Consider the following 15,029-nt stretch of genomic DNA (forward strand, 5'->3'; position numbering starts at 1 on the left):
GGTAGGCTTGCGTGCTGGTGGCGATCGGGCGGTGCGCAGGGGGTGAGCGACGGTGCGACCCGAGTGGCGGGAGCACATCGCGGAACTGACCGAGCAGTTCGCGCAGGCCCGCAGCGGGCTGCTCGACGCGCAGCGCCGGGCCACCGAGCTGACCGCCACCGCCCGCGACGCCGACGGCCGGCTCAGCGTCACCGTGGACCATCAGGGCCGGCTCACCGCCGTCGAGCTGGAGTCCGGGGCGGCCGGGCTCCCGGCCGCGGAGCTGGGCGCGCTGATCGTCGCCGCCAGCCGCGCCGCCGCCGCCAAGATCGACGCGCAGCGCGCCGAGCTGCTCACCCCGGCCGTGCCGGACGAGGTGCGGGACCGGCTCGACGCGGTCCGCGACGAGCACGGCCGCCTCGACCTCGCCCGGATGTTCCCCGACCCGTACCAGGAGCGCCGGCGATGAGCAGGATGCAGATCGACACCCGCGCCGTCCGGCGGTACGCGCCGGGTCTCGGCGACGTCGCGAGCGACCTGGCCGATGCCCTGTCCACCCTGCAGGAGGCGCTCGACGCCGACGACGGCGCGTGGGGCGACGACAAGTACGGGCAGGCGTTCCTCGAGAACTACGGCAAGCCGGCGAAGTCCACCCCGCACAGCGTCGGGCAGGTCGTGCACGGCATCAAGCAGATGCGCCGGAACCTGGTCACCGCGGCCGACAACTACGACCAGACCGAGGACGCCAACACCTTCACCACCTGACAGGACGCACATGACTGACTGGGTCCCCGGTACCGATTTCGAGCGCGCCCTCGCCGCCACCGTCGAGGCGCGTGATCTGGCCGGCTACCTCGACGTGTTGATCGGCGGCGAGCTGCTGCTGCCACTGGAGGACGACGTGATCCGCGACAACCGCTGGATCACCTTCGCTTCCGGTGACACGCAGGCGATCGCGTCGTTCACCTCCGGCTCGGCGATGACCGCCGGGACCGACGGCAAGTTCACCTTGTTTCGTAAGCAGTCGCTCGCCGACCTGGTCGCCAACTGGCCGAACGAGCGCTGGCGCCTCGGTGTCGACGTCGGCCTGTCGATCGGCGCGATCTTCGACCTGACCCAACTGCGTGCGGCACTCGGAATCGCCGCACCACCGCCTGCTGCGTCCCCATCGGCCGGGGCACCTCCGGGTGCACCGGCATCGACGACCGTTCCGTCGATCGGCACCCCGCCGCCTGCCGCCGCGACCGCCGGACCGGGCCCGTCCGGGGTTCCCGTGTCGACCGACCCGGCTTCCGGGCGAAGCGGCGCCTCGTCCTCGTCGGGGTCTGCCGAGGGAAGTGCCTCGTCGTCTGCGGCGGAGGGCGGCGGGGCGCCGAGCGTCATGCAGAAGGTCGTGCCGCCCGACCAGGTCGGCCGCTACCTCGACGACGGGTACGACCTGGTCGCCGGCTACGTGTACGAGCTCGCCGACGTCGAACCGCTGCGCACCGTGTCCGACATCGTCGGCGGGCTCGGCCTCGACTACGCGGGATCTCCGTTCAGCCGCGACGACGAGTACGTGTGGGTGATCCGCTGGCGGCCGGTGGTCACCAGCGTGTTCCGGGTGCCGTGGGGCGGCACGGATGCCGCGGCGCTCGGAGCCTGGGGCGATCGGGGGTGGGTGGTCGAGCATCCGCCGTTCGCCGGCAACGGCTTCGCCGTCGATCCGTCGACGCCGATCCCGGAATGGAAGGTGGACAGCACCCGGATCACCTCCGGCGCCGAGCTGTACCGCATCGACCGGACTGGCCGGCAGGACCTCGTCGCCGTGTACAGCTCGTCCAACGCACGCTGGAACCGGCTGGCGGGAGGGTGACCATGATCCGCGAAGGGCTCTACCTCATCTGGCACGACGAGCCGTACCCGGCGAACACCGACGGCTATCGGGTCTTCATCTACGCCGACCGGCCGATCGACGGCTTCCGCGAGACCGGACCCGGCCGCTACGAGCGGGACGTCACCGACGAGGACGACGTCGCCGGCGCGTACATCTCCACCGTCGGCACCTGGCGCGGCGTCCCGGTCAAGGCGTTGTACGACGACGGCGACCGGGTCCGCATCGAGTACACCGGCGGCCACGCCCCGATCGCCGAGTCCCTCGGCATGGACCGGGTCGACAAGGGCGTCTACCAGACCTGGGCCGCCCGCGCCGACCTCACCGACCTCCACGAGATCGCGCTCGGCTGATGACCAACGAGCTCGGCGTCGGTGGTCATGGTCGAACTGCGGTTGCGGCGGACTGACGGGGTGGAGACGACTCTTGGCGGCGAGGCCCGTCCGTCGCTCCCAACTTTCGTATCGCTGTACCCGTCTCGGATGCCGGTGCTTCGCAGGTAGGCGCGGTAGCGATAGAATTCGTACCCCGAATGATGGCCGATAGCCACCGGGTTCCGCCGAACCTCGCTGCGAGATCTTTTCCCCAATCAGAATGATGTGTTTGTTTCGGTCCGACCGTGTGCTGACGTTCCTCGAAACGCTCGGCTGCCACTCCGATCATCAGTAGGTCGGCTGAGCCTGTGCCGACGACCAGGCTCGCCCGATTAGTCGCCGCCGCTCGGGTACAATCGTCCCGAAAGGCCGTACCAAAGTTCCCGATATGATCCGAATGGCTCTCGTGAGCGTAGGCCCCAGACAGTGGGATCGATGCGGCGGCGCCAGACAACCTTTTCCTCTTCGCCGGGCCGTAGCGGAAGTTCCACTGTCTCTACCTCCAGATGGTCGATAGTCTCCCAAGGTACGCCGTTGGCTTCGGTCGGCACGTAGCCCATTCTCGCGTTGCGGGCCACCAGTGCCACGAGGAATCGTCGATCAAAAAACGCTCGGTGACGGTCTCCCTGGTCGTCGATGTCGATGCTGTACGGTGTCGTCTCCCAGAGATGGTCGAGGTCGCTGAGAAGCACGAACTTCGACATTTCCGGATGCCCGTCCTCGGCTGCACCGCCCTCGGGTGTTGTCGGGCTGAAGCCGAATGCCACCAGGGCACCATCGATGGAGGCTCGGTTGTGTTCGCGTAGCCGCACGCCGCGAGCGTCGTCAGAGATGGTTTCTGTCTGCTCGGCTGAGAACAGCACGCCTTGGTACTGCGCCGTCCGCCGCCAGGTGAGCTGGCTGTCGAATGCGTCGCGCGGCAGTGCGATGTCGGGTGCCGAGCCGAGCCAGCGGCGGGCGTCATCGACCTGCTCGCTCGTCGTGCGGGCGTCTTGCGGGGTGCGTTCCATCGCCCAGCGGGTGAAGTCGTCATGTGGCGCGAGATCGTGTTCGGCAAGATAGTGCGCGCTGGCGTCCGACCAAATCCACGTCCCATCGGTACGTACTTGCAGCGGCACCGTTCGTGAATGGTCCGGGCTCAACAGGTCGCGGTCGTAGTTCCCGGCCCACTGCAGGACAGCAGAACCATTGTTCAGGTAGGCCAGTAGATGGTCTTTGATCTCGGCATCCGCCAACAGTCGGAGGTCGTTCGAGTCAAAGCGGTAGGGAGCTGGCGCGCCAGAATAGAACGGCAACATCTTGTACGTCATCGTGGCTTCTTTCCCAACACGGCACAGATTTCCTTCGTTGATCTCGTACCGGCCCGGTGACTGCCTTATCCCGATTCGGAAATGGCTGTCCGATGCCAGCGCCCTGAATGATAGACGGCATGGATCTCCTCGCTACCGTCGTTTCTGACGCGCCACATCTCCGCGCCGTCCTGCAGCGTGATCGCGCCACGGGCAGCGTCCTGATTGGCCGCCAATATCTCCGGCACACCATCTTCCGAATCGGCGCCGAACCCGGTCCCGGAGAAGGGCGCATTCTCGTCCTTGAACGCTCGGGGAGGCCGGGGCCGGTCGGTGTGAACTCCATCATTCGCTCGCTACTCGGTATGACGAGTTCGTGTTCGGCCTGATGTTCGGTGAGTTTCATCCGGACCGCGTGTATCTCTTTTTGATCCGATCGAAACTCCGTACCGTTGTAGTCCAGCCGCAGTGCTCGGAAGAGGGACTCTGGTGTCTTCAATTGGACGACATCGACGAGCTTCGCGACGAACCCGGTGATCCCGCCGAATCTTCCGTTCTCGTAGAACGCAATGTCCTTGGCCGGGACGACCTTCTGAATGATCCGGTGAGTTCCTTCTGTGTCGCCCGGAACGATCGTCTGCGACTCCGTCCGGATGCCGGCAAGCCGTTTCGCCTCGTCGTCGCTGATTCTCTGGAACTCCGCTCTTCTCCCGTCGGGCGGAATGGTGTCGATCTTGCCGCGGGCCTCGTTGAAGAGGTCTTCGGCGGTGCGACCGTCGTGGGGCGGGAAGTACCTGTCGACGAAGGTTCTGAGGCGGGCGGCGAACCCCTTGCCGGCGTAGCGCGCGTCGGTGGTGCGGAACTCGACCCGGTGCCAACCGGCGTCGTCGGCGAGCCGTACCCACTCACGGCCCTCGTGGTAGACGGTGTCGATCCCGTCGCCGGGGTCGGGGAAGCCGGGATCGAGTGGGTCGTAGCCGAGCTCGCCGATGGTCTCCGGGGACGTCGTCGGCCGCTCGGCGGTCGTTGCCGCCCGATCCGGCGGCGCCGCCGGAACTTCGGCCGTACGCGAGTGGGACCGGTCGGCGCTGCCGTCGGTGCGGGGTCGTGCGGTCGGATCCTCGTCCGCCCTGCTGTGTCGGTCGGTGTTCGCCGGATCCGCTGGGTGCGAACGGCCCTGGGCTGGATCCCGGCCGGTCACCCCGGCGGTGGTGTCGCGGCCGGGCGCCGGATCGCTGGTACGGCGCGCCGACGTGCCGGCCGGCTCGGCCTCGGTGGCGGTATCGCTGCTGGTGGCGCGGGCCGGCCGGGCCGGCGGGTTGAGCACGGCGTCGATGCGGTTGACGGACGTGCCCGAACCGCGTCCGGACCGGTCGTTCGCCTCCTCCCGCGGTGCCGGCGTTTCGGGCGTGGCACGGGCCCGCTCCCCGGTGTGCCGGGCGTCGTCGGCACCGCCCGGCCGTTCGCCGGCGCGACCCTCGTCGGCGGCGTGCGCCGCGTCGGTGCCGCGTGCCGGCGTGCCGCTGGCCCGGTCCTCGCCCGCTCCCGCGGTGTCGGCCGTACGGGAGGCGGAGCGGTCGGACTCGCCCGCGTCCGGGCCCGCCTGCCGGGGACGATCCGCCGTGGCACCGCTATCGGTGCCGTGCCTCGCGCCAGATTGTTCGTCGCCGCCGTGCCGGGTGCCGAGCTGCTCGGGCCCACCGGGCCGGGCGCGGTCGGCGGAGCCGCCGACGGCACCGTGCTCGCCGCGGGTGTCGTGCGATGCGGTACTGCCGTGCGACTCGTCGTGAGTCGGCGTGGTGGCGCGCTGGTCGGCACCGGGCGGGCGCTCGACCGTGCGGGAGTCGCCGAGGGGATGCCGGGCCGACTCGACGGTGCGGGTGGGGTCCGGTTCCGGGTGCGCCGGTGACCGTGCCGGCTCGGCCCGCGCCGCGTGCGCCGCGGGCCCTGCCGGCTCGGCCCGCGCCGCGTGCGCCGCGGGCCCTGCCGGCTCGGTCCGTGCCGCGGGCCGTGCCGGCTCGGTCCGTGCCGCGTGTGCCGCGGGCCGTGCCGACTCGGTCCGCACCGTGCCGGCGGGCGTGCCGGAGTCCACGTGGGTCGTGGCACCGCCGTGGGTGGCGGCCCCGGCCGGCGACGCGCCACCCGCATCGGCGGTGCCAGCCGACCGCGCCGCGTCGGACGGCACGGAACTGTCCACTGTGGACGTATCGGTGGCCGGGCTGGAGGAGGAGGCAAGCAGCGTCGCGGACGGGTCGGCGTCCGGGATGGCAACGTGGCTGCCGTCGGGTGAGGACTTGTACCACTCCAGCGCCTTGCCCTTGGCGAAGCCGAGCGCGCCGCCGGCCGCGCCGCCGCTCGCGCCTTCCACGACGTCGTGCAACGAGGGTGCGTCCTGGCCGGGCAGCGCGCCGACCGCGAGCGGCGTCGCGCCGCCTACCAGCGCGCCCTTGACGGCCTGCCCCAACGGGTTGTCGCCGAAGACGGCGCGGCCGAGCCCGGTCTTGTTGCCGACGGTGTCCGCGCCGGCACCCAGCACGGCGCCGGCCCCGGCGCTGAGCACGCTGTTGCCGGTACGGGCGAAGTTCCAGCCACCCTTCTCGTCGCCCCGCGCGTACATGAACGTCTGCGCGACGGCGTCCGGTAGCTCACCCTTGAGGGTGCCCTTGATGCCCTCCTTGACCAGCTCCTTGACCGAGAACTCGGCGGCCTTCTCGGCGGTGCGTTCGGCGATTTGCCGGACCACCGTGGCGGCGACGCGGCGGGCGGCGAGCTGGGTCAGCCCCTCCTCGATGGCGATCTCGGCGAGCGAACCACCGAACGTGGCGGCCGCCGCGGCGACCATGATGGCGATGTCGATCGCCAGCAGGATCAGCATGACGTAGAACGTGTACTTGGCGTACTCGATGTCCTCGGCGCAGCCCTCGCACAGCCCGGCCAGGCCGTCGCACGCGACCTTCAGCTTCGACAGGTACGCCTCGTCGTCGCCCGAGTAGGCCGACCAGGTCCTGTCGAACGCGCGCCCGTCGGCGGCGTCCAGCGCCGTCATGACCAGGTCGGCCGCCTGGTCGCCGTTGTCGGAGGCGTCGCCGAGCGCGGTACCCATCGCGGTCCACGCATCGGCCAGCCGGCGCATCGCGTCCTCGTCGCCGTCCGGCCAGTCCGCCCCGATCACCCAACCGAGCCACTCCAGCCAACTCGGAAACTCCAGGCTCACGCCCGCACCCACCCCGCCTCGCGCCAGGCCAGCGTCGATCCCCCGCGGTACGAGTGGCAGACATGTCCTCACCTTCCTGGCCGGCGCTCGGCCCGCCGTGGCCGAGACGGGCGGATCGTCAGAAGCTACGGCGACGACGCTGGGTGGCGACGACGATGACGACGACCGCGGCCAGCACGATCGCCACGACCACGGCGATGATCCAGGGGAGTGCGCTGCCACCACCGGTACTCGGTGCCGCCGCACCGTGCCCACCCGCCGACGATGCGGACGGGCTGGCGGACGCCGCCGCGAGCTGCCCCAACGGATTGCCGTGCACCGTCGGCACGTCGGCGGTCAGCGCCTTGACCGGATCGACGATGCCGTAGCCGTACTGGTCGTTCCGGCCGGCGGCGCCCTTGTGGTCGGCGGTCCTGATCAGCCGGTTGATCACGTTCGCCGCATCCAGCTTCGGATACTTCGCCCGCACCAGCGCCGCCACCCCCGACACGATCGCCGTCGCGTCGCTGGTCCCGGTGCCAGTGCGGTACCCGGTGGGGTGCAGATCGTGTGCGCGGCCCAAGGTGTCGGTCGAGACGATTCCGGTTGCCGGCGCGGACAACGCAACCTGTTTCCCGGTGGTGGCGCCCTTCCATGCCGCCCCTGACTTGGTGGTGCCTGCGACCGCGACGACTCCGGGGAGGGCAGCTGGAGTGATGACGTGCTTGGCGTCCGGTAGGTTTCCTGTCGCAGCAACGATGACGACGTTGTGGCCCTGTGCATAGGCGACGGCGCTCTTGATCGCTTCCATGTCGCTGGACATCACAGAGTGATCTGAGCCGAGGGAGATGCTCACGACTGTGGCGCCGTGATCGGTTGCCCAACGGATGCCCTCACCGATCGCGCGGATCGCCGGTCCGGGCGCGGAGTCATCAGTGAGCATGCAGATCGGCATGATCTTCGCGTCGGGAGCGACGCCAAGCGCGTGATCCTGGCCGTTGCCCTTGGCGGCGATGATCCCAGCCATTGCAGTGCCGTGACCGTCCAGATCTTCGGTAGGTTTCTGCACATCATCGAAACCTTGGAGACACTTCCCACCAGTGATCTGGCCCTTGAGGTCGGGGTGGCCGCCGTCGACGCCGGAGTCGATGACTGCGACCGTGACGCCTCTGCCAGTGCTGATCTCCTGGGCCTGTGGAATGTGCAGGGCATCGAGATACCACTGCTGGGATCGAATGCTGGCCGCGCTGGCGGGTGTGGTGGCGGCGAGCAATGTGGCCAGGATGGCGACGAGGTATGCCATCGGGCGAAACAGTCGGCGCCGGGCGGGGGTGGTGGGTCGGATCACTGCGTCACCCTATTCGACTCATTCGACCAGCCCGCTGAACTGGTCTTCCCAGCGTGGACCCCAGACGTCCTTGTCGTCCTCGGTCAACCAGGTCTGGCGTTCCTCCGGTTCCTTGCGTCCGGTCCCGGCTCCGCTGTGCGGCATCATCCCGACACCGCCGACGCGTGCCGCGCCAGCGCCGTGGGCGCCGGCGGCACCTAACCGGGGACTGGCCACCCGTGGCCCGACCGGCGCGCCCACCGGCGGCCCGGTCCACCAGCCGGCCCCTGACGCGGTCGCCGGCATACCGCCGACCGAACCGCTACCCGCGGAGCCGACTCCCGGCAGGCTGCCGGCTCCGATCCCGCCAGCGGGCCCCACCCCGCGTCCCGCACCGACATCGGCGCCGGGAACGGCGCCAGCCAGGCTGGTGCCCTGTGGGTCCTCCGCTGTACTCGGGTCTCTGGCGGTTGGTTGGCCAAGCAACTCGTGCGGCGGCAGGGAGTGCAACATAGCACTCTGCATCGACGGCAGCTTGCCGCCGACCGGTGGCGGCAGAGCACCCAATGCCGGCCCTGCCGTGTCCAAACCACCGCCTCCGCCGGGCGGCGGAGGGGGCGGCGGAGGCGGCGTGGTGTGGGAATCCGCGGAGCTGTCGCCCGACGGGTCGTACTTGATCTTTGCTCTCTCGGGGACGTTTTCGTGGGCCGTGGCGTACACGTTGTGCAGGTGTTCCTCAGCATGTACAGCGGTCTGTTGATGGCTGGTGTACCAGTGCGCGACCTCTTCGAGATACTTGCCGTTCGGATCGGCGTGATAGTCGCGGGTCACGGTGTCGGACTCGACGGCGGTGTTGTGGTACGACTTCGCGCCGGCACCGCGGACGCGGGCACCGGCGATCATCTGGTCGTACGCGCGTCTCTGGAACGCGTAGTCGGCGTATGCGGAGCGATCTTGGTCGTAGTCGTCGTACAGCCCTTGGCCGTCGGTTTGGCTGTTTCCGGCCGGCAACTCCGCGCCCCCACCGCCGAAGAGCGGTATCGGGATTGCACCGACCGCATCGCGCACCGATGTCGAGCAGTTCTGCAGGAGGCGTGGCATCTCCTGGTAGTTGACGGCGATCGCGTTCAGGTTATGGGCGATCTTCTGTAACTGTGCCTGGCATGCCTTCGCGGCGGGGCCGTGCCAATCAGACAGATGATCGTCCCACACGTCGCCGACGGGCTTCACGTGCTCGCCGATGCCGTCCACGTAGGACTTCCAGTGCTTGGCCATGTCGGCGAGCACGTCGTTGCGGGCCGCCAGCGAGATCTGGCGAACTGGCCGTTCCCAGGTCGCGCCGCCGCCACTGTCGCCGCTGCCGTCATTGGCTGTCATGCCCATCGCGGCCCCCTACGCTTGGTCCGACGAGGCGCCGGTGGCGAGATAGGTCTCCATGATCTTCTTGGTCAGATCGGTGTTGGTGTCCTCGTTCTGTTCGTAGAACCTGGCCGCCCGCTCCAGCGCGCCGGCCATCCGCTTCAACTCGTGCAGCACCTCGGTGGCGTCCTGGATCGCCGCGGCGCGGGCGTCGTCGACGCGCCCCATCAGGCGATCGGCGTCGTGGAACCGGCCGAACGGGTTGAGCCAGTCGGAGGTCGCACCGCTGGCCACGGTCTTGTCCTCGGCGGTGGACTTGTCGTAGTCCTTGCCGCGGATTCGCCGCGAGCGTTCGTCGGCGATCTCGTCCAGCCGCTCGGCCGAGTAGGGCTGCATGCTCTTCTTGAACGCGCCGACCACATGGTCCTGGAACGAATCGGCCTGCCTGCTGATAGCGCGCGCCGCGGCATGCAGGTCGTGCGGATCGACCTTGGTGGCGTGGTCGCCCATCGACGTTCCTCCCCGAGATCAACTACGGGGAGAAACGTAGCGCAACGGCGCAAACACGGCTGTCGGTGGTTGGACAGCTCGCAGTCAGCCGAGCCGGCCGGCGCGCACCACGTCGAGGAATGCCGTCCACGGCGCCGTACCGACGACGAGCATCCCGCCGTCCCGATCCTTGCTGTCCCGCACCGCAATACTGCCAGGCCCATTGCCGACCTCGCCCCAGTTGCTGCCGGTGCTGGGAATGCCGGTGTGCCAGCGCGTTGCGCCAACCTCGACGCAGTTGCCTCCTCCGCTGCTGCTGCGGGTGCTCACTCGCCAGGCCAGGGAACCGACTTCGGGGTGGTTGCCAGTCACTCCAGATCCTTCGCCGCCGTCTCGATGAGCGCGATCGACTCGCGCGCATCGAGGGCGGTGACGAGGAGCCGGTCAAAGACGCTCTTGAACCGGTCCACGGTATCGGCCTCGACGTAGAGCGCGCCAGCGAGCGTGTCGAGGTATCCGACAGCCGGGAAGGGATCAGCCATATCGCAGATGTAGAAGGACCCGTCCGGGCTCGCGTGTTCGCCCGCCTCGAACGGGACGACTCGAATGTCCACAGTGGACTCTCGGGCAAGGGCGATCAAGTGCTGGAGCTGTTCGGCCATGATGCCGCGACCGCCTACGACGCGACGGATGGCAGCCTCATCGAGGATCGTGACGTAGTCCAATGGACTCTCGCGGGTGAGTACCTGCTGCCGAGCAAGGCGAAGCTCCAGCCAGCGCGACAGTTGGGTCTCGGTCGCTGTCCAGTCGGCCGCGAGGATGGTCGCCCTCGCGTACTCGGCGGTCTGAAGTAGCCCAGGAAGAACCATCTGGTGGTACGAACCGATCGTCCGGGCGCGGGCTTCGAGCCAGGCGAGGTCGATCAGAGTGGTGTCGGCGTCTGCCTGGTACTGGTCCCACCAGCCGGGTTCGACGACGTCGCGGCTGAGCTTGAGCAGGAAGTCGCGCTGGGTCGCGTCGTGTACGCCGTACAGGTCGAGCAGCGCGAGGACGTCGGGGGTGCGCGCCGGGTAGACGCCCTTCTCCATGCGGCTGAGGGTGGAGCCGTCGCGCTGCAGGTAGTCGCCGGCTTCTTCGAGGGTGATCTTCTGCGACTCGCGGAGCCGGCGCAGGCCCGTGCCGAGCCACTGGGCCCGCATGGTCGGCTTCGGCTTGCCGGATTCATCGCGCTGCACCGAAACCCTGCGCTTGGCCATCGGGTCGCTCCTCGCTCAGACGTGTCCGCGACGCAAAGCGTAGCCGCGTGGTCCAGATCAGGAAATGTCAGTTATACGACAGACAGATTTGCACAGAACCAGACTGGATGTCACTGTGTGCGCACGACACGTTCCGACATCGTGAGGAGGGGTCATGGGGGCTCGGCACTGGGGTGACCTGGGGACGCAGGTGGAGTTGGACTACGCGGTGCAGTGCGTGTACGACTCCCGGATCGGTACGGTCGCGCGGCTGGCGGCGGAGGCGGCCGACGAGGACGCGTTCCTGGTCGCGGTGCCGGCGGTGCAGGTGTTCGGGCCGGAGTTCCGGGACCATCTGGCCGGTGTCCGGCACCTGCCGGCGGGCGGCGTCCCGATCGTGGAGCCGCTGCTCTACTCCTACGACACCGAGCTGGTGACCCGGTTCCTGCGCCGGTCGCCGGACGACGAGTGGCTCGCACTGGACTGCGTGCCGCGTACCGAGGGCACCCGGTGCCGGCGGCTGCTCAGCGAGGCGGACGAGGTGAGCGGTCGACTCCGGGCGGCGCTGCTGACCTACGGGTTCGGTGGGGCCCCGGCGGCAGCCGAGGCGCTGGCGAGAAGCGTGACGCGTGGTGCGCTGCCGTGGTTCGGCGGCGAGTTCGCCGCCGCCCGCGACGGTGGCGCGTTCACCCCGCAGTGGTGGGGCGACCTGCTCTATCCCGGTGGCCTGTGGCCCGGGGACACCGCGACCGTCGCCGCCGACCTCGCCCGGCTGGGCTCGGCCGCCCGGGTGGCCGCCCGGCCCGTCCCCGCCGAAGCGTGACCGGCCCGACGGCGGCTCAACTGAAGTCCGAGCTGGCGCGGAGTGCGAAGAGAACGATCCCGCCGACGACGCCGCAGACGATGGCGGCGATGGTCCAGCCGCGGGCGCGGGAGAGCTGCCGTTCCATCTCGTCCATGTCGTTGCGGTCCCGGGCGCTCATCGCCATCGCGGAGAACACGATGCCGACGATGCCGAACGGGGTGCAGCAGCACACCGTCGAGGCGATCGACAGTCCGAGCCAGGTGCCGGGGGTCGAGCCGCTCGGCTCCCTCACGTAGTCGTACTCGCTGGGCATGCGCACCGTCCCGGGGATCGACGGGGATCTTGGTACCGGACCCGGCAACGGTAACGATGCCGGACAAGCCCGGGACGCCGCGTAACCTGCCCGTGATCCGTCGTGGTGAACCGGGGTACGACTGTGGGATCTTCGGTGTTTCGCCGCTGTGGCCAAACGATTTCCGGTGTCCCCCGCGGAGCCCGGCGGATACCTCTTTCCGCTGATCGGACAGGGTGGGACGGGCGCCACAGTCGATCCGGCGTCGGGTATAGCCTGGCTGCCGTGACACGTCGAGCGAAGATCGTTTGTACCATCGGGCCCGCGACGGCGACGCCCGACCGGATGCGTGGCCTGGTCGAGGCCGGCATGGACGTGGCCCGGCTGAACTTCAGCCACGGCACCCATGCCGACCACGAGGCCGTCTACCACATGGTCCGGCAGGCCGCCGACGATGCGGGCCGGGCGGTGGGCATCCTGGCGGACTTCCAGGGGCCGAAGATCCGGCTCGGTACCTTCGCCGACGGCAAGGTGGAGTGGAACACCGGTGACTCGGTGGTGATCACCGCCGACGACGTCGAGGGCACCGCCGAGCGCGTCTCCGTGTCGTACAAGAAGCTGCCCGCCGAGGTGCACTTCGGTGACCGGCTGCTGGTCGACGACGGCAAGATCGCGCTGGAGGTCACCGACGTCGACGGCCACGACATCCGCTGCCTGGTGGTCGAGGGCGGTCCGGTGTCCGACCACAAGGGGCTGTCGCTGCCGAACGTGGCGATCAGCGTCCCGGCACTGTCCTCCAAGGACGCCGAGGACCTGCGGTTCGCGCTGGGGCTCGGGGTCGACCTGGTGGCGCTGTCGTTCGTCCGTTCCGCCGACGACATCAAGCCAGCCCACGAGATCATGGACGAGCTGGGCGGCCGGGTTCCGGTCATCGCCAAGATCGAGAAGCCGGAAGCGGTGGACCGGCTCGACGCGATCGTGGACGCGTTCGACGGCCTGATGGTGGCCCGCGGCGACCTCGGCGTCGAGCTGCCGCTGGAGCGGGTGCCGATGGTGCAGAAGCACGCCGTGCAGCTGTGCCGGGAGAACGCCAAGCCGGTCATCGTGGCGACCCAGATGCTCGACTCGATGATCGAGAACTCCCGCCCCACCCGCGCGGAGACCTCCGACGTGGCCAACGCGGTGCTCGACGGCGCCGACGCGGTGATGCTGTCGGCCGAGACCTCCGTCGGCCGCTACCCGGTGCTGACCGTGCGCACCATGGCCCGCATCGTGGAGTACGCCGAGTCCGGCGAGTTCTGCTGCCCCGGGCTGCAGCACGACCCGCGTACCCAGGGTGGCGCCATCACCGCCGCGGCGGCGCACACCGCCGAGGTGATCGGCGCGAAGGCGCTGGTGGCGTTCAGCCAGACCGGGGACACGGTGCGCCGGCTGTCCCGGCTGCACTCGTCGCTGCCGCTGCTCGCCTTCACCCCGGACGACAAGGTGCGCCGGCAGCTGGCGCTGACCTGGGGTGTGGAGACGTTCCTGGTGCCGTTCGTGCACCACACCGACGACATGTTCCGGCAGGTCGACCAGGCGCTGCAGGAGGTCGGCCGGGGCCAGTCCGGTGACTCGGTGGTGATCGTGGCCGGCAGCCCGCCCGGCACCCCCGGCTCGACCAACACGGTGCGGGTGCACCGGCTCGGGTCGCTGGCCGACAACAGCTGAGCGCGCGCGTGTCCAGCCCACCCGACCCGGGCCACCGGCCCGGTGCCGGGCAGCTGACCGGGCAGGCCGCGGTGGACGACCTGCTCGACGTGCTCGACCTGGAGACCATCGAGGTCAACCTGTACCGGGGGCGCAGCCCCGCGGTGGCCCCGCAGCGGGTGTTCGGCGGCCAGGTGGCGGCGCAGGCGCTGGTCGGCGCCGGCCGGACGGTCGACCCGGACCGCACCGTGCACTCGCTGCACGGCTACTTCGTGCGCGCCGGTGACTCGTCGATCCCGATCGTCTACTCGGTGGAGGTCATCCGGGACGGCCGGTCGTTCTCGGTGCGCCGGGTCACCGCCATCCAGCACGGACGACCGATCTTCTTCATGTCGGCCTCGTTCCACCGCGCCGAGGCCGGGCTGGACCATCAGGCCGAGATGCCGGCCGACGTGCCGCCGCCGGAGTCGGTGCCGACGCTGGCCGAACGGATGTCCCGCTATCCCGAGCGGCTCGGCATCTGGTCCCGGGTGCCGCAGTCGGTCGACGTGCGCTACCTCGGCGAGCCCGGCTGGGTGAAGAGCGGTGACCGGCCGGCCGAGGTACACCAGCGGGCCTGGCTCCGGGTCGCCGGCCGGCTGCCGGACACCCCGCTGCTGCACGCCTGCGCGCTGACCTACGCCTCCGACCTGACCCTGCTCGACTCCGTACTGTCCTGGCACGGCGAGGTGTGGGGGCCGGACGGGTTCGCCGGCGCCAGCCTCGACCACGCGCTGTGGCTGCACCGGCCGTTCCGGGCCGACGAGTGGTTCCTGTACGACTGCTCCAGCCCGTCGGCGTCCGGCGGCCGGGGCCTCGCCACCGGCCGCATCTTCACCATCGACGGCCACCACGTCGCGACCGTCGTCCAGGAGGGTCTGCTGCGCCGCGTCGGCGACTGACGGGAACGCCACCGGTGTGCTCGCGCCACCCTTTGCTCTGCGCACTCATACGCACCGCCCGTGTTGCACCTGGGTGTCCAGAGCAAAGGACTCGAGCTACGAACCCGAGCTACGAACCCGAGCTACGAACCCGAGCTACGAACCCGAGCTACGAACCCGAGCTACGAACCCGAGCTACGAACCC

15 protein-coding genes are annotated in these 15,029 nt (G+C 69.6%); 7 read left to right on the forward strand and 8 right to left on the reverse strand.

From position 1 onward, the window contains the following. The first annotated feature begins 52 nt into the window (after window positions 1-52). Genes Athai_RS12375 through Athai_RS12390 form a run of 4 tightly spaced genes read left to right on the forward strand, consistent with a single transcriptional unit; the run spans window position 53 to window position 2,205 of the window. Complete coding sequence (locus tag Athai_RS12375) at window positions 53-448, forward strand: YbaB/EbfC family nucleoid-associated protein (protein ID WP_203961631.1); 396 nt, start codon at window positions 53-55, stop codon at window positions 446-448. Beyond that, complete coding sequence (locus Athai_RS12380) at window positions 445-744, forward strand: type VII secretion target (RefSeq protein ID WP_203961632.1); 300 nt, start codon at window positions 445-447, stop codon at window positions 742-744. The genes Athai_RS12375 and Athai_RS12380 overlap by 4 nt, the downstream gene beginning before the upstream one ends. Window positions 745-754: 10 nt before the next feature. Then, window positions 755-1,834 carry a hypothetical protein gene (locus Athai_RS12385; RefSeq protein WP_203961633.1) on the forward strand — a complete coding sequence of 360 codons (1,080 nt, stop codon included), beginning with the start codon at window positions 755-757 and terminating at the stop codon, window positions 1,832-1,834. A 2-nt stretch (window positions 1,835-1,836) separates the two neighbouring features. After that, a complete protein-coding gene (locus Athai_RS12390) occupies window positions 1,837-2,205 on the forward strand; it encodes a hypothetical protein (protein WP_203961634.1) in 369 nt (122 codons plus the stop codon). Between the two features lie 353 nt (window positions 2,206-2,558). Here Athai_RS12390 and Athai_RS12395 read toward each other — a convergent pair whose 3' ends face one another. The 7 genes from Athai_RS12395 to Athai_RS12425 form a co-directional block, all read right to left on the reverse strand. Then, window positions 2,559-3,536: a hypothetical protein gene (locus tag Athai_RS12395; RefSeq protein ID WP_203961635.1), complete on the reverse strand. Its 978-nt coding sequence runs from the start codon at window positions 3,534-3,536 to the stop codon at window positions 2,559-2,561. After that, the gene (locus Athai_RS12400) at window positions 3,481-6,729 is read right to left on the reverse strand and encodes a WXG100-like domain-containing protein (protein ID WP_203961636.1); all 3,249 of its coding nucleotides are present in this window, start codon (window positions 6,727-6,729) and stop codon (window positions 3,481-3,483) included. Before Athai_RS12400 ends, Athai_RS12395 begins: the two co-directional genes overlap by 56 nt. 118 nt (window positions 6,730-6,847) lie before the next feature. Further along, entirely contained in the window at window positions 6,848-8,011 is a 1,164-nt protein-coding gene (gene mycP / locus Athai_RS12405; protein WP_203961637.1) for a type VII secretion-associated serine protease mycosin, read from the reverse strand. A 63-nt stretch (window positions 8,012-8,074) separates the two neighbouring features. Next, on the reverse strand, window positions 8,075-9,418 hold the full coding sequence (locus tag Athai_RS12410) for a hypothetical protein (protein WP_203961638.1): 1,344 nt from the start codon (window positions 9,416-9,418) through the stop codon (window positions 8,075-8,077). A gap of 9 nt (window positions 9,419-9,427) precedes the next feature. Further along, the gene (locus Athai_RS12415) at window positions 9,428-9,904 is read right to left on the reverse strand and encodes a hypothetical protein (RefSeq protein ID WP_203961639.1); all 477 of its coding nucleotides are present in this window, start codon (window positions 9,902-9,904) and stop codon (window positions 9,428-9,430) included. An 84-nt stretch (window positions 9,905-9,988) separates the two neighbouring features. Next, the gene (locus Athai_RS12420; protein ID WP_203961640.1) at window positions 9,989-10,255 is read right to left on the reverse strand and encodes a DUF397 domain-containing protein; all 267 of its coding nucleotides are present in this window, start codon (window positions 10,253-10,255) and stop codon (window positions 9,989-9,991) included. Then, window positions 10,252-11,139: a helix-turn-helix domain-containing protein gene (locus tag Athai_RS12425; RefSeq protein ID WP_203961641.1), complete on the reverse strand. Its 888-nt coding sequence runs from the start codon at window positions 11,137-11,139 to the stop codon at window positions 10,252-10,254. Before Athai_RS12425 ends, Athai_RS12420 begins: the two co-directional genes overlap by 4 nt. 154 nt (window positions 11,140-11,293) lie before the next feature. Here Athai_RS12425 and Athai_RS12430 point away from each other — a divergent pair, with 154 nt between their 5' ends. After that, window positions 11,294-11,941 carry a hypothetical protein gene (locus tag Athai_RS12430; protein ID WP_203961642.1) on the forward strand — a complete coding sequence of 216 codons (648 nt, stop codon included), beginning with the start codon at window positions 11,294-11,296 and terminating at the stop codon, window positions 11,939-11,941. A gap of 16 nt (window positions 11,942-11,957) precedes the next feature. On the opposite strand, the gene Athai_RS12435 is transcribed toward Athai_RS12430, so the two are convergent. Beyond that, a complete protein-coding gene (locus Athai_RS12435; protein ID WP_203961643.1) occupies window positions 11,958-12,236 on the reverse strand; it encodes a CD225/dispanin family protein in 279 nt (92 codons plus the stop codon). A 264-nt stretch (window positions 12,237-12,500) separates the two neighbouring features. Here Athai_RS12435 and pyk point away from each other — a divergent pair, with 264 nt between their 5' ends. Both pyk and Athai_RS12445 read left to right on the forward strand, forming a co-directional pair. Then, window positions 12,501-13,925: a pyruvate kinase gene (pyk, locus tag Athai_RS12440; RefSeq protein WP_203961644.1), complete on the forward strand. Its 1,425-nt coding sequence runs from the start codon at window positions 12,501-12,503 to the stop codon at window positions 13,923-13,925. An 8-nt stretch (window positions 13,926-13,933) separates the two neighbouring features. Next, on the forward strand, window positions 13,934-14,845 hold the full coding sequence (locus Athai_RS12445; protein WP_203961645.1) for an acyl-CoA thioesterase: 912 nt from the start codon (window positions 13,934-13,936) through the stop codon (window positions 14,843-14,845). Window positions 14,846-15,029: the final 184 nt, after the last annotated feature.

The organism is Actinocatenispora thailandica (assembly GCF_016865425.1).
GTDB classification, from domain to species: domain Bacteria; phylum Actinomycetota; class Actinomycetes; order Mycobacteriales; family Micromonosporaceae; genus Actinocatenispora; species Actinocatenispora thailandica.

Coding starts and splice junctions, on each gene's coding strand:
- Athai_RS12380 (WP_203961632.1), top strand. CDS start 445: ATGAGCAGGATGCAGATCGACACCCGCGCCGTCCGGCGGTACGCGCCG.
- Athai_RS12385 (WP_203961633.1), top strand. CDS start 755: ATGACTGACTGGGTCCCCGGTACCGATTTCGAGCGCGCCCTCGCCGCC.
- Athai_RS12390 (WP_203961634.1), top strand. CDS start 1,837: ATGATCCGCGAAGGGCTCTACCTCATCTGGCACGACGAGCCGTACCCG.
- Athai_RS12395 (WP_203961635.1), bottom strand. CDS start 3,536: ATGACGTACAAGATGTTGCCGTTCTATTCTGGCGCGCCAGCTCCCTAC.
- mycP (WP_203961637.1), bottom strand. CDS start 8,011: ATGGCATACCTCGTCGCCATCCTGGCCACATTGCTCGCCGCCACCACA.
- Athai_RS12410 (WP_203961638.1), bottom strand. CDS start 9,418: ATGGGCATGACAGCCAATGACGGCAGCGGCGACAGTGGCGGCGGCGCG.
- Athai_RS12415 (WP_203961639.1), bottom strand. CDS start 9,904: ATGGGCGACCACGCCACCAAGGTCGATCCGCACGACCTGCATGCCGCG.
- Athai_RS12425 (WP_203961641.1), bottom strand. CDS start 11,139: ATGGCCAAGCGCAGGGTTTCGGTGCAGCGCGATGAATCCGGCAAGCCG.
- Athai_RS12430 (WP_203961642.1), top strand. CDS start 11,294: ATGGGGGCTCGGCACTGGGGTGACCTGGGGACGCAGGTGGAGTTGGAC.
- Athai_RS12435 (WP_203961643.1), bottom strand. CDS start 12,236: ATGCCCAGCGAGTACGACTACGTGAGGGAGCCGAGCGGCTCGACCCCC.